Consider the following 18,997-nt stretch of genomic DNA (forward strand, 5'->3'; position numbering starts at 1 on the left):
AAATGCCGACAACGACGATGCGGCTTCCTCAGGAGGCCACGTAGGCTTACCAGACCCGATACACGCGGCCGGTCTGCGCGCCTTCGACACTGCGGCTGTATGCCTGGGCGACGCGGCTGGCGGGTGCCGCTTCGAAGCCGTAAAAGAATGCTCCGTAGCTGGCCAGCGATTCCTGCAGCACCGTCGGGCTGACTACGTTGATACGGATGCCGCGTTGCAGTTCGATGGCGGCAGCGCGCACAAAACCATCCAGGGCGGCGTTCACGGTGGAAGCGTTGACGCCTTGCAGGATCGGCTCTTCGCTGAGGATGCCGCTGGTCAGGGTGATCGAGCCGCCATCGTTCAAGCGATGCTGCGCCACCAGTGCCAGGTTGATTTGCCCCATCAGTTTGTCGCGCAAGCCGATCTCGAATTTCTCCGGCGTCAGCTCTTGCAGCGGGCCGAAATGCAATTTTCCTGCGGTCGATACGACGGCGTCGATCTTGCCGATTTTGTCGAACAATTGCTCCACGCTCTTGATGTCGGTCATGTCGACCTGGTACTGGCCGCTGGTGTTGCCGACTTCGATGATGTCGTGGCGGCTTGCCAATTGCGCCACGACTGCCTTGCCGACTGTGCCTGTGGCGCCGATAACAGCGATTTTCATGTTGAGCTCCTTGATGAGGTTGAAATCAGGGTGTCAGTATGATTGCTTCTCTGTGGTGGATAAATGGATTAATATTCATATCACTTGAAACCAGTGGTTATTAATAAGAGGTTTTATGGATAGATTAACCAGTATGCAGATTTTCGTCCGGGTAGTGGAAAAGGGTGGATTTTCAGCCGCCGCGGAGGAGGCCGGGATTTCGCCAACCATGGTCGGCAAGCATGTGCGCCAGCTGGAAGAGCAACTCGGCGTGCGCCTCTTGAACCGCACCACGCGCCGCCAGAGCCTGACCGAGATCGGCCAGTTGTATTTCGAACGCTGCAAGCAGGCCCTGTTGGAAATCGAGGCCGCCGACGCCTCGGTCAAGCAAATGCAGCTGCTGCCGCGCGGCGTATTGCGGGTGACTGCGCCGGCCACCTTCGGCGGCCAGATGCTGGCTGCCGTAGTGCGCGCCTATCTAGAGCGCTATCCCGATGTCGAACTTGATCTGTCGCTCAATGACAGAGTGGTCGATCTGGTCGAAGAGGGATTCGAGGTGGCGATCCGGATCGGCGCGCTGCCCGACTCCAGCCTGATCGCGCGGCCCTTGCAGCCGTACCGGGCAATGGTGTGCGCAGCGCCGGAATACCTGGCGCGTTGCGGTACGCCGCAGACGCCGCAACAACTGGCCGCTCATAATTGCCTCAGTTTTGCGCACGGCAATCGCTATAACCTGTGGCAGTTTTCGCAGGCCGGCGTGCGGCAAGAGATCGAGGTGCATGGTAATTTCCGCGCCAACAACGGCCTGGCTCTGCGCACCGCTGCCTTGAATGGCATCGGCATCATCATGCAGCCGGAAGCCTTGCTGCGCGACGAGGTTGCCGCCGGCCGCCTACAGCGTTTGCTGACCGACTATGAGCTGGAGCACCGGCCGATGCACATCGTGATTGCCTCGAATCGCAAGATGACACCGAAGCTGAAGTCGTTTGTCGAGTTCATTGTCGACCACTTTGGCATGCATTCTTAACAGTTGTTGTATTTAAATCAATTCAAGCCGATGCCCTGGTCGATCGCCTCGAATTTTTCACGCAAAAATGTCAGCAACGCGCGCAGCGACGGCGACATGCTGTTGCGATGCGGATAGACCATGCTGAGCGGCGCTTCTTCACCGGCAAATTGTTCCAGCAGGATTTCCAGGCGTCCTTCGGCCACATCTTGCCGCACATCCAGCCAGGATTTATAGGCGACGCCGATGCCGGCGATTGCCCACAGCCTTGCAATCGCGGCATCGTCGCTCATGCGGTCGCCGCGTACTTTGACGTCGATCGGGGTCTTGCCGGCATAAAAACGCCAGTTGTTGAACAAGCCGCGCTGCAGGTAATACAGCAGGCAGTTGTGATTCAGCAGGTCTTTCGGCGCTTGCGGCCGGCCATGCTGCGCCAGGTAGGACGGCGCAGCCACCACCACCCGGCGGCTGGCGGCCAGCGGCTGCGATATGAGAGTCGAGTCGTCCAGCTTGCCGTAGCGGAAAGCGACGTCGACCGGATCGCGAAACAAGTCGACGACGCGGTCGGAAAATTGCAGCGACAAGGTCACTTGCGGATAGTTTTGTTGAAAGGCGTCGAGCCACGGCAGCAATATATTACGGCCGACATCGGATGGCATCGACAGCCGCAGATGCCCGCTCACCGGGCCGTCGGCATTGAGCAGCGCCTGGCCTTCCTGCAACAAGGCCAGAGCCTGGCGGCTATAGTCCAGGAACAGGGCGCCAGCCGGCGTCAGCCGCATGCTGCGGGTCGAGCGTACAAACAGGCGCGCATTGAGTTGCTGTTCCAGCCGCTTCAGGCTGGCGCTGGCGGTTGCAGGCAGAAAATCGAGCTGGCGCGCCGCTTTCGAGAGGCTGCCGAGGTCGGCGGTATGAATGAACAGTTGCAAGTCGGTGGTTGAATACATTGTCAAATTTTGTTTGAAAGTGAATCAAATACTGCCATCTTTATAAAATAATTCAACATTATCATAATGACTGTCATTCGAGCTGTAATCGGTACTGGCCATCGCAAGTTAATCAACGCGTGGTTAATCAACACCTAGTAAATCTTCAGGAGTCAGCATGAAAGCCATCGCATTAAGCCGTTATCTGCCTATCGATAATCCCAAATCCCTGTTCGATGTGGTGCTGGACAAGCCTGCGCCGCAAGGCCGGGATATCCTGGTCGAAGTCAAGGCGATCGCCGTCAATCCGGTCGACGTCAAGGTACGGGCGCCCAAGGATACGGTTGAAAAGACGCCGCGCGTGCTGGGCTGGGACGCCGCCGGCGTGGTGCAGGCGGTGGGACAGGAGGTCAGCCGCTTCAAGCTTGGCGACCGGGTGTTTTATGCCGGCGACATCACCCGTCCCGGCAGCAACAGCGAGTTCCAGCTGGTCGATGAACGGATCGTCGGCAGCATGCCGCAATCGCTATCCTTTGAACAGGCGGCTGCGTTGCCGCTGACGGCCATCACCGCCTGGGAAGCGCTGTTCGACCGCCTGCAGGTGGCGCAGTCGCCTACACCGGCGGCACCGCGCAAATCGATCCTGATCATCGGCGGCGCCGGCGGCGTCGGTTCGATAGCAATCCAGCTGGCAGTCAGAGTCGCCGGTCTGAACGTGATCGCTACCGCTTCGCGCCCGGAATCTGAAAAGTGGGTGCGTGATCTCGGGGCGCAACACGTAATCAACCATTTCGGCGATCTGGCGGCGCAGCTCAGGCAGCAGGGCTTCGAGCAGGTCGATTACGTGCTGATCCTGAACGATACCGACCGCCATTTTCCGGCGGCGGCAGCAGCTGTCGCGCCGCAAGGCAGGATTTGCACCATCGTTGAAAACGCCGCGCCGCTCGACGTCAGCCTGTTGAAAGCCAAGAGCGCCGGCTTTTTCTGGGAATTCATGTTTACCCGCTCGATGTTCCAGACCGCCGACATGCAGGAGCAGGGCAGTTTGCTGGACCAGGTAGCGCGCTTGATCGACGACAAGACCGTTGTTACCACGTTAAACCAGGTTTTATCGCCGATTAACGCCGCTAATCTGCGGCAAGCCCACGCCACGCTGGAAACCGGGCGGGTGATCGGCAAGATCGTTCTCAAGGATTTTTAAGTGCTAAGTTGTCTGAAATGCAATGACGGGCTGGGATAGCTTGCGCTTTTCCTGCCTGCCATGCTTTTGCGTGGCGCGGCAAGGTGATTTTGTCATCAGTTCCCGGGGCAGCGGGCTGGTCGGCACTGTATAATTGCGGCTTCTGATTTAACCCGCAGCCACGCTGCATCAACTCCCTCCTCGCCATGTTGATTTTGCCCGGTTCCAACGCTCTGCCTGCCTTCCGTTCCCAACGTCTTCTAGCCCAGTTACAAGCGATCGACAGCAATGTCGTCGAAGTAACAGGGCGTTTCGACCATTTTGTCGATGCCTCGACCTCGCTCAGTCAGGACGATATCGGCCGTCTGAACGCTTTGCTGACTTATGGCGACCCGTTCACTGCCGGTGAAGGCGGCGAAGAATTCATCGTCATCCCACGCTTCGGCACGATTTCCCCATGGGCCAGCAAGGCCACCGACATTGCCCACAATTGCGGCATGACGCACATCAAGCGCATCGAGCGCGGCATTGCGTATCAGGTAAAACTCAAGAGCGGTTTGCTGGGCGGCGCTAAAAAGCTCAGCGACGACAGCGTGCGCGCTATCGCCGATGTGCTGCACGACCGCATGACGGAAACCGTTTTGCGCAGCGCCGAACAAGCTGCCGACTTATTCCGCGAACTGGATGCAAAACCGCTGGCTTTTGTCGATTTGCTGGCTGGTGGCAAAGCCGCCCTGGAGCAAGCCAATGGCGAATTGGGGCTGGCCTTGTCGGACGACGAAATCGATTATCTGCTGGCCGCCTTCACCGGCGCCAAGCGCAATCCGACCGACGTTGAACTGATGATGTTTGCCCAGGCCAACAGCGAACATTGCCGCCACAAGATTTTCAACGCCGACTGGATCATCGACGGCGAGGCGCAAGACAGGTCCTTGTTCGCGATGATCAAGAATACCCATCAATTGCAACCCAAGGGCACCATCGTCGCCTATAGCGACAATTCGTCGATTATCGAAGGCGCCACCGTGTCGCGTTTCTATGCGCGCGGCGCGGCGGAAGGCAATACCTATCGTGCTTCGGATGAGCTGACGCACATTTTGATGAAGGTCGAGACGCATAATCACCCAACGGCTATTTCGCCTTTCCCTGGCGCTTCCACCGGCGCCGGCGGCGAGATCCGCGATGAAGGCGCAACCGGCCGCGGCGCCAAACCGAAGGCTGGTCTGACCGGCTTTACCGTATCCAATCTGCAGTTGCCGGACGCGCTGCAGGCATGGGAAAACGCGGCTGACGTGACCGTTGCCGGCCAGCAGGATGCAAGCCAGTACGGCAAGCCGGAGCGGATCGCCTCGGCCTTGCAAATCATGATCGACGGCCCGCTCGGCGGCGCTGCGTTCAACAATGAATTCGGCCGTCCCAATCTGGGCGGTTATTTCCGCACCTACGAACAAAACGTCGGCGGCAATGTGCAGGGTTATCACAAGCCTATCATGATCGCCGGCGGCATCGGCAGCATCTCCGACAAGCACACCAAGAAGAACGATCTGCCGGTCGGCAGCCTGCTGATTCAGCTGGGCGGCCCCGGCATGCGCATCGGCATGGGCGGCAGCGCGGCGTCGTCGATGGCGACCGGCTCGAATACCGCCGATCTCGATTTCGATTCGGTACAGCGCGGCAATCCGGAAATGGAAAGACGGGCTCAGGAAGTGATTAATGCCTGCTGGGCCATGGACGACAAGAACCCGATTTTGTCGATCCATGACGTCGGCGCCGGCGGCCTGTCGAACGCCTTCCCGGAAATCACCAACGACGCCAAGCGCGGCGCGATTTTCGATTTGCGCAAAGTGCCGCTGGAAGAAAGCGGCATGGCGCCGAAGGAAATCTGGAGCAACGAATCGCAAGAGCGTTACGTACTGGCGATTGCGCCTGAAAGCCTGTCGCTGTTCGAATATTTCTGCCAGCGCGAGCGCTGCTTGTTTGCGGTGGTCGGCACGGCTACCGAAGAACGCCAGCTGAAGGTGATCGATCCGCAGCATGACAATAATCCAGTCGACATGCCGATGGATGTTTTGCTCGGCAAACCGCCGAAAATGCAGCGCGACGTCACGCATCTGAATCCAGTCTTGCCGGCAGTCGACCTGACCGGCATGGATTTGCTGGAAGTCTCGCAGCGCGTGCTGAAACTGCCGACGGTGGCCGACAAATCTTTCCTGATCACCATCGGCGATCGCACCGTGGGCGCTACTTCGGTGCGCGACCAGATGGTCGGCCCGTGGCAGATTCCGGTCGCCGATTGCGCGGTCACCAGCATGAGTTTCGAGGGTTATCTGGGCGAAGCGATGGCGATGGGCGAACGGACGCCGCTGGCCGTCATCAACGCCGCCGCATCCGGCCGCATGGCAGTAGGTGAAGCGCTGACCAACATTGCCGCTGCAGCGATTGCCGATATTTCCGACGTCAAGTTGTCCGCCAACTGGATGGCCGCTTGCGGCCAGCCGGGCCAGGATGCCGCCTTGTTCGACACGGTCAAGGCGATCGGCATGGAGTTGTGCCCGGCGCTGGGCATCAGCATCCCGGTCGGCAAGGATTCGCTGTCGATGCGCACCACCTGGAAAGACCAGGATCAAGCCAAGGCCGTGACTTCGCCGGTGTCGCTGATCGTTTCCGCATTCGCGCCGGTGAGCGATGTCCGCCGTTCATTGACGCCGCAGCTTCGCACCGATGTTGGCGATACGGCGATCATCCTGATCGACCTCGGGCGCGGCAAGAACCGCATGGGCGCCTCGGCCTTGACCCAGGTGATGCAGCAGATCGGCAATGAGACGCCGGACGTCGATAGCGCCGAAGACTTGAAAGCATTCTTCGCCGCGATCCAGCAACTCAATAGCGAGCAAAAACTGCTGGCCTACCATGACCGTTCCGACGGCGGCCTGTTCACCTCCCTGTGCGAGATGGCGTTTGCCGGTCACAGCGGGCTGTCGATCAATCTCGATATCCTGACCATGGAAAGCGAACACGCAGCCGACTGGGGCGATTCGAAAAACTGGACCGGCCAGGTGGCCGAGCGCCGTAATGAACTGACCTTGCGCGCGCTGTTCAGCGAAGAGCTGGGTGCGGTGCTGCAAGTGCGCGCCGAACAGAAATCGGATGTCATGAATGTGCTGCGCAGCTTCAACTTGGGTGCATGCAGTCATATCATCGGCAAACCGAATGCACGCGACGTCATCGAATTCAGCCGCGACGCCAAGACCATCTACAGCCAGAGCCGTATCGATCTGCAACGCCTGTGGAGTGAAACCAGCTGGCGCATCGCCCGCCTGCGCGACAATCCCGCCAGCGCCGATGCCGAATACGATCGTATCCTGGATGCCGCAGATCCGGGCATCAGCCCGAAGATCCCCTTCGATTTGCAAGACAATATTGCCGCGCCTTTCCTCAGCCTAGCGGCCAAACCGCGCGGGGCAATCTTGCGCGAGCAAGGCGTCAACTCGCACGTCGAGACTGCCTATGTGATGCATCAGGCTGGTTTCTCGGCTGTCGATGTCCACATGAGCGACCTGATTGCCGGCCGCGCCCGGCTGGACGACTTCAAGGGTTTCATCGCAGTCGGCGGTTTCTCTTACGGCGATGTGCTGGGAGCCGGTGAGGGCTGGGCCAAGACGATCTTGTTCAACAGCAAGCTGGCGGAGCAATTCTCGCTCTTCTTCCAGCGTGGCGACACCTTTGCACTCGGTGTCTGCAACGGTTGCCAGATGATGAGCAACCTGAAGGCGATCATTCCCGGCGCCCAGGCATGGCCGAAATTCACCCGCAACAAATCGGAAAAATTCGAAGCGCGTTTTTCGATGGTGCAGGTCGAAGCATCGCCGTCGATTTTCTTCCAAGACATGGCGGGCACGCAAAGCGCCATCGCCATCGCGCACGGCGAAGGTTTTGCCGATTTCTCGCAAACCGGCGATATCAAGGAAGCGCTGGTCGCCATGCGCTTCGTCGATAACCAGGGGCAGGTGACCGAAGGCTATCCGTACAACCCCAACGGTTCGCCGCAAGGGATCACCTCGGTGACCACGCCGGACGGCCGTTTCACGGTCTGCATGCCGCACGCCGAACGAGTATTCCGCACCGTCCAGCAGTCCTGGCATCCAGAGTCGTGGGGTGAAGATTCGCCTTGGATGCGCATGTTCCGCAATGCGCGCAAGTGGGTCGGCTAAGCCAGTCAGGTTCTATGCTGGCGCTTCGCCATGAAGCGCCAGCTGTTTTCTTGCAGCAGTCTGATTTTTAAAAAAAGCGCAGCCCGAGATCAGTGGCTGCGTTCTGTTCCCGGAAAAATTCCGGCTTACTCCTTATTCCGTTCCTGCATCGCGCCGGAAGCGCCACACGGCCAGGCTGCCGAACAGCGCAGTAAATCCTAGTTGCACCGCCATCGCAGGCAATGCTGCATCAAATCCCAGGCCGCGCCAGGTCATGGCGTCCAGGCCGTCGACGGCCCAGCGCGTCGGCACCGCCAGCGTCAGCGTCTGCAGCCACTGTGGAAACAGGAAGGCCGGCACCCAAGCGCCGCCCAGCATCACCATGATCAGTGTCGCGAACATGGCCAGCCCGCGCGCTGCTTCCGGGGTCTTGCCGAAGGCGGCGACCAACAGGCCGAAGCTGGCGGTGACCAGCGCAAAGCTGATGCCGACGCCGATGAAGCCGGGCAGGCTGCCGGCGATCTGCACTTTCAACACTAGCATGGCAAACAGGAAAATCACGCACAAGATAGCGAAGGCGATGATCGTGCTGGACAGTGCGCGCGCCAGCAACACCGTATTGAGCGTGATCGGCGCCGCCAGCAGCCGGTTCCACAGGCCCATGCGGCGCCATAACAACACCGCAATGCCGGCGTCTACGCCCATGAACAGGATGAACTGCACGCTCATGCCGGCGAACGCGTGGGCGTAGCCATTATATTTCTGCAGGCCGGAAGTCAGCGCTTGGTCGTGGGTAGAGTAGGGTACTGACAAGCCGGCTTGCTCCGGTTTTACCGGGGTTACTTGTTTCTCTTCGTTGCTCTCGCTTTCTTTCTTGGTTAAGCGCGATTGGTATTCCTTGATACTGCTCAGCATCTTCAGCAGATCCGGATTCTGCGAGGCGTTGCGCTGCAAGGTTTCGATGCTGGTGTTCAGGTAGGAGTCGGTGGCCTTGATGTCGAACATCTCGGCGCTGACGTTCTGCATCACGTGCTGGGTCAGCATGCCTTTCACCATTGCCAGCACCGCCTCCTGCGATGGATCGTAATAGAGCGCAATATCAGGCTTGTTGTGGCCGCCGAAGAAGGCGTTCTTGGCTGCTGTGCCGAAGCCGGCCGGTAGTACCACGGCCACGCTCAGCTTGCCGTGGCGGACCTTGTCCTGCGCCGTCGCCAGCGGCAGTTCCTGCACATTAAGTGCGCTATCTGCCTTCAGTCCGGCGGCGATCTTGCTGCTGGTGCTGCTGTCGTCCAGCTGGACCAGCGCAATCTCGACCTTGCCGTTGCTGACGGCGCCGGAACCGCCGAACAGATAGCCGAAGAAGGCGCCGAGCACGATCGGCATCAGCAGGTTGATTAGCAGCGCGCGGCGGTTGCTCAGGTACAGGATCAGGTCTTTGCGGACCAGGGCAGTCAAGGCGCTCATGGGCGGTGCTCCGAAATGGGAAGAAGGAGAGGCTTTGTATTTTCCTGCGCTTAGTCTGCCGGCGCTTAGTCGCGCAGGCTGCGTCCGGTCAGGCCGAGGAAAATGTTTTCCAGCTTGGCCTTGGCGGTCATGAAATGCAGCGGCTGCCTGCCGCCGGCGCTCAGCCATTGCAGCAGCGGCAGCGCATCGCCGGTATCCTGCAGCCCGATCTGCAGGCAATTGTCTTTGCTGGTGATGTCGATAACGCCCGGCTGCCGGCGGATCTGTTCCAGCAGGATGGCGTCGGCCGGCAGCGCCAGATCGACCTGCAGCGCTGCTTGCGCCGGCAGCCGCCGGTACAGCGCAGCCGGGGTTTCATCGGCCAGCACTTTGCCGTGGTCGATGACGACGATGTGGTCGGCCAGCCTTTCGATTTCTTCCATGTAGTGGCTGGTATAGATCAACGAGCGGCCCTGGCGTTTGAGCTGTTCAAGGCTGTCGAAGATGGCGTTGCGGCTTTGCGGATCGACGCCGACTGTCGGTTCGTCCAGGATCAGCAACTGCGGATCGTGCAGTAGCGCGGCCGCAATGTTGAGCCGGCGCTTCATGCCGCCGGAAAAACTGGCTGGTTTGTCGCTAGCGCGATCGCTTAGGTTGACCAGCGCCAGCACTTCGCTGCAGCGTGTTTTCAGGTGGCTGCCGCTAAGGCCGTAGAGCGCGCCGAACAGTTTCAGGTTTTCGTTGGCCGACAAATCTTCGTATAGCGCCAGGTCTTGCGGCACCAGTCCGATCTTGTGCTTGGCGGCGCTGTTGCCGGCGTTGACCGCGATCCCATCCAGCAGTATTTCGCCGGCATCGGGTCTGAGCAGGCCGCAGATCAGGCCGACCGTGGTCGATTTGCCGGCGCCGTTGGGTCCGATCAGGCCGAGCGTCTGTCCCTGCCGGACCTGGAACGAAACGCCGTCGACAGCCCGCCTGTCGCCGTAGGATTTGCAGAGGCTGGATACGTTGAGCAGCGTGGTGGCCATCGTACGTTCCCTAATTTGAGTTGCTGTATTGTAATTGCTTGTTTCCTGTCTCTCAACGTCAATCTGTGCTCTTCGATGTCGATCGGATAAAAGCGAGGACGTAAAAAAAGCGCTCCGAGGAGCGCTTTTTCATTCACTACGGTTTTTCTGTTTTCAGCGGAAGTCTTATTGAATCTTGGCTTTTGCACGCAGATCAGCTTGGTAAGCTTGCAGTTTTTTCTGTTGCAGAGCTTCAGTGATTTGCGGTTTGACTTCAGCCAGGGTAGGGATCTTGGCGGCGCGTACTTCTTCCAGCTTGATGACGTGATAACCGAATTGGGTCTTGACCGGTGTTTCAGTCAATTGGCCCGCTTTCAGTGCTACCAGCGCATCGGAGAAAGGCTTCACGAAAGAAGCTGGAGTTGCCCAGCCCAGATCGCCGCCGTTAGCTGCCGAACCTGGATCTTTCGATTGCTTGGCCAGATCTTCAAACTTGCCGCCGGCTTTCAGCTTGGCGATGATGGATTTTGCATCGGCTTCGTTTTCGACCAGGATGTGACGTGCGTGATATTCCTTGTCGCCGGCTTGCGCCTTGAATTTGTCGTACTCAGCCTGGATGTCGGCATCCTTGATTGGGTTCTTCTTGATGAAGTCGGCTACCAGGGCGCGGATCAGGATCGATTGACGGGCGATGTCGGCTTGTGCCTTGACGTCGGCGTTGTTGCCCAGGCCCAGTTTGTCGGCTTCCTGGATCAGCACTTCGCGGTTGATCAGTTCGTCTTTGACCATGCTGCGCAGTTCCGGGGTATCAGCTTGACCGCCTTGTGCCGACAATTGCTTGACCATCATGTCGGCGCGCGACGACGGGATTGCCTTACCGTTCACGACCGCAAGGTTTTGGGCCATAACCGGCAATGTAGCTGCTGCAAAAAGAATCACCAGTAAACGTGAAGGTTTAAATGTCATTATCAAATCCTAAAATGGGGAGGTTGTTAATAAATCAATGCGAAGCAAGGCAGAATAACTGAAGTATGTTTGAAGGATAATTATTCTTTAAGATCACTATGTTTTACGCAGCTTTAGTTTCAATTAATTTCAGATGGAGCCAATGCAGTGATGGCCAGCGCATGAATTTCAGCATGCATCATGTCAGCCAAGCAATCATACACCAGCCTATGCCGATTTAAACGGTTTTGTCCTTCAAAAACTGCGCAAACTATGCGTACTTTGTAGTGCCCGCCGCCTGCTGCGGCACCGGCGTGTCCCGCATGCAGCGCCGATTCGTCCTCAACTATACATTCCAACGGCGCCAGGGCTGCTGTCAATTTGTTACGAATGGTATCAAGCCTTGGGTTCATCTGGGTCCTTGATGTATTTGGAGAGCAGGATACTTTGGCCGACCACGAAGGCAAACATCAGCCCCATGCCGCCGAACAGCTTGAAGTTAACCCAGGTCGCGGTGGGGAAATTAAACGCTATGTACAGGTTCAGGATTCCCATCGCGATGAAGAATGCGATCCACGCAAAACTTACGCGCAGCCAGATCGGGTCGGGCAGGGCGATCTGCTTTTCCATCATGCTCCGGATCAGGTTCTTTTTGAGCAGCAGCTGGCTGACCAGCAATGCCGTGGCAAAGGCCCAATACAGGACGGTTGGCTTCCATTTGATGAAGGTTTCATTATGGAAGTAGATGGTGGCGCCGCCGAAGACGCAAATGATGATGAAAGATACCCACAGCATGGCGTCGACTTTTTTCCGGCGCAGCAGCAAATAGCCGATTTGGGCAACCGTGGCGACGATTGCCACAGCGGTAGCCAGCAATACCGGCGCTTGCGCAGCGGTGACCACGCCGCCGGACACAAAGCCCGACAAATACTGGCTGACCAGCGCTTGCGCCGCATCGGGGCTGCCTTCGCTCCATTTGAAGATGCCGAAGAAAAGGATTACCGGGAACAGGTCGAACAGGAACTTCATGTGCTTGCTTTGCTTTCAGTCAGGATGATAAGTGGTGGTCGAGTAGCGGTCGAATCGTAAAATCAACGCTTCAGCCAGCCGGGTCAAAACGCAACGATGCCGAATTGATGCAGTAACGCAAGCCGGTCGGCGGCGGTCCATCCGGGAATACATGGCCGAGATGAGCATCGCACACCTTGCATAAAATTTCAGTGCGCATCATGCCATGACTACGGTCAATGCGCTCTTCGACATTGTCGGGATTGATGGCCTTGAAATAACTCGGCCAGCCGCAGCCGGAATCGAATTTGGCGTCCGATTCGAACAAGGGCGTGTTGCAACACACGCAGGTATAGACGCCATGCTCGTGATGATCCCAGAAGCGGCCGCTGAACGCCCGCTCGGTGGCGGCGTGACGGGTCACTTCATATTCCATCGGATCCAGCTCGGCGCGCCATTCGGCGTCGGTTTTAATGACTTTGCTGCTGCTCATGTTAATTCCAATCTATGACGAACAACTGACTTCCAGTCCGGCCGCCCAATCGGGGGGCAATTCGGCGTACTGCGCATGCTGCGGTTGTTCGTCAAACGGGTTTTCAAGAATCTGCTGCAGTTTTTTGACTTCAGAAAAGTCCTTATTCTGAGCGTGTTCGATTGCTGTTTGCGCCAAATAGTTTCGCAGCACATATTTGGGGTTGCTTGCATCCATTGCAAGCTTGCGGCTGTGATCCTGGCTATTTTCCATTTTCAGGCGCGCCCGGTATTGTAACGCCCAGGCGTCAAACGCCGCACGGTCGATAAACAGATCGCGCAGAGGGGCGTCGGCGCTGCTTTGCTCCAGGCGCAAATTGCCGAGGCGGCGGAAAAACAGGGTGAAGTCGACATGGCTGCCCTGCATCAGAGCAAACATGGCGTCCAGCAACTTGTCGTCGTCAGGCTGGTGCGACAGCAAGCCCAGCTTGGCATGCAGCAATTCATCCAGTTTTGCGCCGTATTGCGCCTGATAGCTGCTCAACGCAGCTTCGGTCGCCTCGACGCTGCCGATCAGCGGCAGCAGTGCCTGGCCCAGCGCAAAGCAGTTCCAATGGCCGATCTGCGGCTGCTGGTTGTAGGCATAGCGGCCTTGCTGGTCGCTATGGTTGCAGATATGGCGCGGGTCGTAGGCTTCCATGAAACCGAACGGGCCGTAATCCAGGGTCAGCCCGAGGATAGACATATTGTCGGTATTCATCACGCCATGCATGAAGCCGACCGCTTGCCATTGCGCCATCAGGTGCGCGGTGCGGCGCGTTACTTCCGCCAGCAGGGCTTGGTAAGGGTTCTCGGCGGCCAGCAATTCAGGATAAAAACCGGCGATGACGTAATCGGCCAGGGCTCTTAGCGCCTCGGCCTGATTGTTGTAATACCAATGCTCGAATGAGCCGAAGCGCACAAAGCTGGGCGCCATGCGGGTGACCACTGCAGTGGTTTCCGGTCTTTCGCGCATCGCCAGCTGATCCGAGCCGATCACCGACAGCGCGCGCGAAGTAGGGATGCCGAGCGCCGCCATGGCTTCCGAGCACAGGTATTCACGGATCGACGAGCGCAGCACGGCGCGGCCGTCGCCCATCCGTGAATAAGGCGTGGCTCCGGATCCTTTGAGTTGCAATTCCAGCCGTCCACCGTCGCTGGCGGCGACGTCGCCCAGCAAAATGGCGCGGCCATCGCCAAGCTGTCCGGCCCAGACGCCGAACTGATGGCCTGAATAGACCGCGGCCAAAGGTTGTGAATCGGCCGCGGCGTGGTTGCCGGTAAAGATCTGGATGAAATCGTCGCTGGCACATGCCGTCGGAGCCAGCCCGATCAGTTGCGCTGCCTGTTCGCTGGCGGCCACCAGATACGGTGCAGGTATCGGCGTCGGCATCAGTTTGGTATAAAAGACTGCGGGTAAACTCGCAAACGAATTAGCGAAGCGCAGATGCTCGACTCCGGGTGCTGCGGGAAAAGCCAAACGGTTGTTCATGAAAGCGTTGATCCTGATGGCGATGAAGAATGACGGGAAGCTTCAAGTATCGCACGGCTGCACTATCGGCGAGCGGCGGGTGGAGAATGGCGCGGGCAGGCGCCAGCGGCCCGCCGCCGGTTTCATTCCGCCGCGGCGAAGGCTCTGGCAGCCAGAGTTCGTGCGTGATCGCGGATGTCGATCTGCCAAGGTTCGCTCAATTCCTCGAAGCGTGGCTGGTCGCCAGCAAAAAAAGCACGCGTCGCTTCTTCAAAATTGGCTTGATTACCCGCCATCGCCGACATGAAACGATAGGCGGATTCCTGCGCCCGGCGTATCTGGTCGCGTTCTTCGCTGCGGCGTTTTGCTTCTTCAACCAGCTTGCGCAGCGCCACCGAAGCGCCGCCGGATTGCTGGTTGAGCCAGTTCCAATGACGCGGCAGCAGGGTGACTTCACGGCCGATCACGCCCAGTTTCGGGCGCCCCGGGCCGCGCGCTGTTTGCTGATCAGCAGAGGCTGTTTCCGCTGTGCTCGCGCCGGCTTCGGTAGCGGACAGGCGCTGCAGCACTTGCTCGGCGCTGCCGCGGAAGTCGATTTCAACCTGTTCACTGGTGACGTCGTCGAAGATCAGGATGGCCGCTGAGTCGTTTCTATCGAGCAGCTCCTTGGCTTTCAACGCCACCAGCGCCAGTTGGCCGGAGGCGATGCGGTGAGCGCCGGCAAAGGCGATGACTGGGTGCGGGGCGGTGGTGCTCATCTCGGATCGTCCTTGCAAGTAATGGTGATGACTAAATATTACCCGGGTTTAATTATGGAGTCAATATTACCTTGGTAAAAATGCGACGTGCTTGCAGAACGAACTGAGCACATGGCGGCCGCCAGCCTTGCCAACTGAAAATAATGATGCCGGCAAACCGGTAGAATGCCGGACTGCCTGTCATCACCGTCTGTCATAAAACCACGCAATGGAATTTACTCTCATCACTTTGCTCAACGGCCTCAGTTACGGCCTGCTGCTGTTCCTGCTGTCGTCAGGACTGACGCTGATTTTCAGCATGCTGGGAGTGCTGAATTTTGCGCATGCGAGTTTTTATATGCTGGGTGCTTATTTCGCCTACGCGATCAGCGTCAAGCTCGGCTTCTGGCCGGCGCTGTTGCTGGCGCCGCTGCTGGTGGGCATGCTGGGCGCAGTGGTAGAGCGGTTTGGATTGCGCCATGTGCGCCGCCACGGACAGGTGGCGGAATTGCTGTTCACTTTCGGCCTGTCCTACCTGATCGTCGAACTGGTGCAACTGGCCTGGGGAAAATCGGCGCTGCCGTATGCGATCCCGGCGCAGCTCGACGGGCCGCTGTTTACTTTTTATTCAACCACATTCCCTATCTATCGCGGCTTCATGATGCTGCTGGCGTTGCTGATCTTGTTGGCCGTAGCGTTGTTGCTGAAGCGTTCACGCATCGGCCTGCTGATCCAGGCGGCGTTGACTCATCCGCAGATGGTCGAGGCCTTGGGCCATAACGTGCCGCGCATTTTCACGCTGGTGTTTGCCGCCGGTTGCGGCCTGGCCGGCTTGGCCGGGGTGGTGGGCGGCAACGCCTTCGTCACTGAACCGGGCATGGCGGCCGGCGTCGGCAGTATCATTTTCGTGGTGGTGGTGGTTGGCGGCCTGGGCTCGCTGCGCGGGGCTTTTATCGCCTCGCTGCTGATCGGGATCGTGCAGACTTATGCAGTGGCGCTGGATATATCCCTGGCCAGCGGCTTGGCGTATTGGGGCGTGCAGATCGGTCCTGATGCGGCGGCGTATCCGTTGCTGCAACTGACCTTGGCCCAACTGGCGCCGGTGTTGCCATATCTGCTGCTGGTGCTGGTCATGCTGCTGCGTCCGCGCGGCCTGTCTGGCGTGCGCGACTGATGGACAAGCGCATGAGAACGGCGAGTAAATCGATTTGGCTGCTGTTCGCACTGATATTGCTGGCCGCGCCCTGGCTGTTCCCGCAAAGCGCGGCGCTATCGGTCTTGTCGCAATGCGGCAGCATGATGATCCTGGCGCTTTCCTTCAATATGCTGCTGGGGCAAAGCGGCATGCTGTCGTTCGGCCATGCTGTGTATGCGGGCTTGGCGGCGTTTGTCGCGGTACATGTGATGAACCGCCTGGCCGGCGGCAGTTCTGCCGCGCTGCTGTTGGTGCCGCTGGCCGGCGGTTGCGCCGGCATGCTGTGCGGCGCGGTCTTCGGGTTTGTCACCACCCGTAAATCTGGTACGGCTTTGTCGATGATCAGCCTGGCGCTGGTTGAATTGGTGGCGGCTGGCGCCTTGATGTTGCCGGGATGGTTTGGCGGCGAGAGCGGAATCAGTACCGATCGGGTGCTTGGCGCGCCGTTTCTCGGCGTTGATTTTGCTTCGCAGCTGCAAGTGTATTACCTGATCGCGTTCTGGCTTTTCGTCTGCGCTGCCGCCATGTATGGATTGACGCATACGCCGCTGGGCCGCATCGCCAATGCCGTGCGCGACAATCCGGAGCGGGCAGCCTTTATCGGCTACGATCCGCGCCGGGTACGTTACCTGATGTTCATGCTGTCGGCATTTTTTGCCGGCGTCGGCGGGGCGCTGACCGCCATCAATTTTGAAATCGTCAGCGCCGAGAATTTGAGTTTGCTGCGCTCGGCGCAAATCCTCTTATTTACTTTTATCGGCGGCATCGGCTATTTCTTCGGGCCGATGATAGGGGCCGTGGTCGGCGTGCTGTTTTCTGCTTTGCTGTCGACCTATACGCGAGGCTGGCAGTTGTATCTTGGCCTGCTGTTTGTGATCGTCGTCCTGTTCGCGCCTGGCGGCATTGCCGGCGTCGTGATGAAGGCAATCGCCACCTGGCGGCATCTGACGGCGGCCCGCTTGCGGCAACTGGCGCTGCGGCTGGCCGTTCTGTGCCTGTTGGTGGGCGGCGCCGTGTTTTTGATTGAAACCTTGTACCGGCAGGCGGCGAGTCTATGAGCGAAAACCAAAGGCCGACCATACTGGAGCTGCGCAATTTGCACAAGCAGTTCGGCGACACACGGATTATCCGCGGCGTGGATTTGCAGTTGAAACAGGGCGAAAGACTGGCCTTGATCGGCCCCAACGGCGCTGGAAAATCGACCTTGTTCAATCTGATATCCGGCGGTGCCACGGCCAGCAACGGCGAAATTCTTTTGCGCGATAGGCAGATAGCCGGCCTGAGTCCGTTCCGGATAAACCGCCTTGGCCTGGCGCGCAGCTTTCAGATCACCAATATATTTCCGCAACTGAGCGTTCAGGAAAATCTACGTGTGGCAGTGCTGTCGTCGCATGGTTATCGCAACGTCTTCTGGCGTCGCTTGTTCGCTTTGGGCGCGGTCAGCCGGCGCACCGAGGAAGTGTTGCAGCAATGCGGTCTGCAAGCGCAGCGCGACGCCCTTGGCTGCGACCTCAGTTACGCCGCTCAGCGCGCGCTGGAAATCGGCATCACGATTGCCGGCGACGCCGATCTGATCCTGCTGGACGAACCGACCGCCGGCATGAGCCGGGACGAATCTGCTGCGGCTACCGAGCTGATCCGGCGCGTCAGCGCCGGTAAAACCTTGCTGATGATCGAGCACGATATGGAGGTGGTGTTCGGCCTGGTGGACCGGATTGCGGTATTGGTCGAGGGCCGGATCATCGCCTGCGACACGCCGCCGGCGATTCGCAGCAATCGCGCGGTGCAGGCTGCCTATCTGGGCAGCGTGAATGCGGAGCAGACGCCATGAAAACCATGCTTGAAATTCGCGGTTTGCACGCCTTCTACGGTCAAAGTCATGTCTTGCATGGCGTCGATCTCGATGTCCGGCAAGGCGAAATAGTCAGTTTGCTGGGCCGCAATGGCGCTGGCCGCTCTTCGACCCTGAAAGCGGTCATGGGCATGCTGCGCAGCAGCGGCTCGGTGCGCTTCAAGGGCGTTGAATTGATCGGGAGGAAGATTTTCCAGATCGCCCGCCATGGGCTGGCTTACGTACCGGAAGAGCGGGCCGTGTTTCCAACGCTGACGGTGCAACAGAATCTGCTTCTTGGACAGCAGCGCGAGCGGGTCGCAATCGAGGATATGTGGCAATTGATGCCGCAACTGGCGGCGCGCAAGCATGTCGCCGCCGGTTTGCTGTCCGGCGGCGAACAGCAGATGCTCAGCCTGTGCCGCAGCCTGATGGGAAAACCGCAGCTGATCATGGTGGACGAGCCGACCGAAGGGCTGGCGCCGCATATGGTGCAGGCGGTGGCGCAGCATCTGCTGGCGCTGCGAGCGCAGGGGCTGGGGGTGTTGCTGGTCGAACAGAAACTGGATATCGCACTGGAAATTTCCGACCGTGTGCTGGTGATGGGACACGGCCGGATTGTGTTCGCCGGCACGCCGCATGAATTGCGCGCCAATCCGGCAGTGCGGCAAAAATGGCTGGAAGTCTAGCGGTCTGAATTACCAATAATCTTCTGTCACAAACTGCCCCGGCGCCGCCCGCCGGCAAGGACGCAAGCCGCGTTGATAGAGAATGTCACGGGTTGCGGTAATCATTTCCGGATTGCCGCACATCATGACGCGCGAGTTCTCTACCGTGATGGCCAAGTCTGCCGCCGCCTCCAGTTCGCCGCTGGTCAGCAGGGCAGTGATGCGGCCTTGCAAATTGCCGGCGGCGGGTGTTTG

Annotated in this window: 17 protein-coding genes and 1 pseudogene; 7 read left to right on the forward strand and 11 right to left on the reverse strand. The window is 58.9% G+C overall.

Translation table 11 applies throughout. The annotated features are described in order from the left end of the window. Positions 1-46 precede the first annotated feature (46 nt). Entirely contained in the window at positions 47-646 is a 600-nt protein-coding gene (locus KHU33_RS17000; protein ID WP_211465040.1) for a short chain dehydrogenase, read from the reverse strand. Between the two features lie 115 nt (positions 647-761). On the opposite strand from KHU33_RS17000, the gene KHU33_RS17005 reads away from it, so the two are divergent. Beyond that, positions 762-1,652, forward strand: coding sequence for a LysR family transcriptional regulator (locus tag KHU33_RS17005; protein WP_211465042.1), 891 nt, complete (start codon positions 762-764; stop codon positions 1,650-1,652). A 17-nt stretch (positions 1,653-1,669) separates the two neighbouring features. Here KHU33_RS17005 and KHU33_RS17010 read toward each other — a convergent pair whose 3' ends face one another. Continuing rightward, entirely contained in the window at positions 1,670-2,578 is a 909-nt protein-coding gene (locus KHU33_RS17010; RefSeq protein WP_211465044.1) for a LysR family transcriptional regulator, read from the reverse strand. Positions 2,579-2,735: 157 nt separating this feature from the next. Here KHU33_RS17010 and KHU33_RS17015 point away from each other — a divergent pair, with 157 nt between their 5' ends. Together KHU33_RS17015 and purL are read left to right on the forward strand one after the other, a co-directional pair. After that, on the forward strand, positions 2,736-3,758 hold the full coding sequence (locus KHU33_RS17015) for a zinc-binding alcohol dehydrogenase family protein (RefSeq protein ID WP_211465046.1): 1,023 nt from the start codon (positions 2,736-2,738) through the stop codon (positions 3,756-3,758). A 185-nt stretch (positions 3,759-3,943) separates the two neighbouring features. Then, on the forward strand, positions 3,944-7,948 hold the full coding sequence (gene purL / locus KHU33_RS17020; RefSeq protein WP_211465048.1) for a phosphoribosylformylglycinamidine synthase: 4,005 nt from the start codon (positions 3,944-3,946) through the stop codon (positions 7,946-7,948). A 132-nt stretch (positions 7,949-8,080) separates the two neighbouring features. Here purL and KHU33_RS17025 read toward each other — a convergent pair whose 3' ends face one another. The 8 genes from KHU33_RS17025 to KHU33_RS17060 form a co-directional block, all read right to left on the reverse strand. Next, a complete protein-coding gene (locus KHU33_RS17025) occupies positions 8,081-9,391 on the reverse strand; it encodes an ABC transporter permease (protein ID WP_211465052.1) in 1,311 nt (436 codons plus the stop codon). A gap of 65 nt (positions 9,392-9,456) precedes the next feature. Continuing rightward, positions 9,457-10,398, reverse strand: coding sequence for an ABC transporter ATP-binding protein (locus tag KHU33_RS17030; protein ID WP_211465054.1), 942 nt, complete (start codon positions 10,396-10,398; stop codon positions 9,457-9,459). A 165-nt stretch (positions 10,399-10,563) separates the two neighbouring features. Then, entirely contained in the window at positions 10,564-11,343 is a 780-nt protein-coding gene (locus KHU33_RS17035; RefSeq protein ID WP_211465056.1) for a peptidylprolyl isomerase, read from the reverse strand. A 119-nt stretch (positions 11,344-11,462) separates the two neighbouring features. Next, positions 11,463-11,735 carry a BolA family protein gene (locus KHU33_RS17040; protein ID WP_211465058.1) on the reverse strand — a complete coding sequence of 91 codons (273 nt, stop codon included), beginning with the start codon at positions 11,733-11,735 and terminating at the stop codon, positions 11,463-11,465. Then, positions 11,719-12,351, reverse strand: coding sequence for a septation protein A (locus KHU33_RS17045; protein WP_211465060.1), 633 nt, complete (start codon positions 12,349-12,351; stop codon positions 11,719-11,721). Before KHU33_RS17045 ends, KHU33_RS17040 begins: the two co-directional genes overlap by 17 nt. 70 nt (positions 12,352-12,421) lie before the next feature. After that, on the reverse strand, positions 12,422-12,823 hold the full coding sequence (msrB, locus tag KHU33_RS17050; protein ID WP_211465062.1) for a peptide-methionine (R)-S-oxide reductase MsrB: 402 nt from the start codon (positions 12,821-12,823) through the stop codon (positions 12,422-12,424). A gap of 12 nt (positions 12,824-12,835) precedes the next feature. Further along, positions 12,836-14,332: a protein adenylyltransferase SelO gene (locus KHU33_RS17055; RefSeq protein WP_211465065.1), complete on the reverse strand. Its 1,497-nt coding sequence runs from the start codon at positions 14,330-14,332 to the stop codon at positions 12,836-12,838. Between the two features lie 122 nt (positions 14,333-14,454). Continuing rightward, on the reverse strand, positions 14,455-15,069 hold the full coding sequence (locus tag KHU33_RS17060) for a DUF2239 family protein (protein ID WP_211465066.1): 615 nt from the start codon (positions 15,067-15,069) through the stop codon (positions 14,455-14,457). Positions 15,070-15,277: 208 nt separating this feature from the next. Here KHU33_RS17060 and KHU33_RS17065 point away from each other — a divergent pair, with 208 nt between their 5' ends. The 4 genes from KHU33_RS17065 to KHU33_RS17080 are packed head-to-tail and all read left to right on the forward strand — an operon-like array spanning position 15,278 to position 18,763. Continuing rightward, positions 15,278-16,222 (forward strand): branched-chain amino acid ABC transporter permease, encoded by a 945-nt coding sequence (locus KHU33_RS17065; RefSeq protein ID WP_211465070.1) that lies wholly within the window; start codon positions 15,278-15,280, stop codon positions 16,220-16,222. Positions 16,223-16,233: 11 nt separating this feature from the next. Then, a complete protein-coding gene (locus tag KHU33_RS17070) occupies positions 16,234-17,301 on the forward strand; it encodes a branched-chain amino acid ABC transporter permease (RefSeq protein ID WP_211465071.1) in 1,068 nt (355 codons plus the stop codon). Beyond that, positions 17,298-18,074 carry an ABC transporter ATP-binding protein gene (locus tag KHU33_RS17075; protein WP_211465072.1) on the forward strand — a complete coding sequence of 259 codons (777 nt, stop codon included), beginning with the start codon at positions 17,298-17,300 and terminating at the stop codon, positions 18,072-18,074. Before KHU33_RS17070 ends, KHU33_RS17075 begins: the two co-directional genes overlap by 4 nt. Positions 18,075-18,079: 5 nt before the next feature. Further along, entirely contained in the window at positions 18,080-18,763 is a 684-nt protein-coding gene (locus KHU33_RS17080) for an ABC transporter ATP-binding protein (RefSeq protein WP_211465077.1), read from the forward strand. A 9-nt stretch (positions 18,764-18,772) separates the two neighbouring features. Here KHU33_RS17080 and KHU33_RS17085 read toward each other — a convergent pair. After that, positions 18,773-18,997: pseudogene (locus KHU33_RS17085) on the reverse strand (ferredoxin--NADP reductase); the annotation flags it as partial.

Origin of the sequence: Collimonas silvisoli (genome assembly GCF_018305005.1) — a bacterium.
Taxonomy (GTDB): Bacteria; Pseudomonadota; Gammaproteobacteria; order Burkholderiales; family Burkholderiaceae_D; genus Collimonas; species Collimonas silvisoli.

Bases quoted from the DNA above. Each gene is read 5' to 3' on its own strand.
- KHU33_RS17000 (WP_211465040.1), bottom strand. From the start codon at position 646: ATGAAAATCGCTGTTATCGGCGCCACAGGCACAGTCGGCAAGGCAGTC.
- KHU33_RS17005 (WP_211465042.1), top strand. From the start codon at position 762: ATGGATAGATTAACCAGTATGCAGATTTTCGTCCGGGTAGTGGAAAAG.
- KHU33_RS17010 (WP_211465044.1), bottom strand. From the start codon at position 2,578: ATGTATTCAACCACCGACTTGCAACTGTTCATTCATACCGCCGACCTC.
- KHU33_RS17015 (WP_211465046.1), top strand. From the start codon at position 2,736: ATGAAAGCCATCGCATTAAGCCGTTATCTGCCTATCGATAATCCCAAA.
- purL (WP_211465048.1), top strand. From the start codon at position 3,944: ATGTTGATTTTGCCCGGTTCCAACGCTCTGCCTGCCTTCCGTTCCCAA.
- KHU33_RS17025 (WP_211465052.1), bottom strand. From the start codon at position 9,391: ATGAGCGCCTTGACTGCCCTGGTCCGCAAAGACCTGATCCTGTACCTG.
- KHU33_RS17030 (WP_211465054.1), bottom strand. From the start codon at position 10,398: ATGGCCACCACGCTGCTCAACGTATCCAGCCTCTGCAAATCCTACGGC.
- KHU33_RS17035 (WP_211465056.1), bottom strand. From the start codon at position 11,343: ATGACATTTAAACCTTCACGTTTACTGGTGATTCTTTTTGCAGCAGCT.
- KHU33_RS17040 (WP_211465058.1), bottom strand. From the start codon at position 11,735: ATGAACCCAAGGCTTGATACCATTCGTAACAAATTGACAGCAGCCCTG.
- KHU33_RS17045 (WP_211465060.1), bottom strand. From the start codon at position 12,351: ATGAAGTTCCTGTTCGACCTGTTCCCGGTAATCCTTTTCTTCGGCATC.
- msrB (WP_211465062.1), bottom strand. From the start codon at position 12,823: ATGAGCAGCAGCAAAGTCATTAAAACCGACGCCGAATGGCGCGCCGAG.
- KHU33_RS17055 (WP_211465065.1), bottom strand. From the start codon at position 14,332: ATGAACAACCGTTTGGCTTTTCCCGCAGCACCCGGAGTCGAGCATCTG.
- KHU33_RS17060 (WP_211465066.1), bottom strand. From the start codon at position 15,069: ATGAGCACCACCGCCCCGCACCCAGTCATCGCCTTTGCCGGCGCTCAC.
- KHU33_RS17065 (WP_211465070.1), top strand. From the start codon at position 15,278: ATGGAATTTACTCTCATCACTTTGCTCAACGGCCTCAGTTACGGCCTG.
- KHU33_RS17070 (WP_211465071.1), top strand. From the start codon at position 16,234: ATGAGAACGGCGAGTAAATCGATTTGGCTGCTGTTCGCACTGATATTG.
- KHU33_RS17075 (WP_211465072.1), top strand. From the start codon at position 17,298: ATGAGCGAAAACCAAAGGCCGACCATACTGGAGCTGCGCAATTTGCAC.
- KHU33_RS17080 (WP_211465077.1), top strand. From the start codon at position 18,080: ATGCTTGAAATTCGCGGTTTGCACGCCTTCTACGGTCAAAGTCATGTC.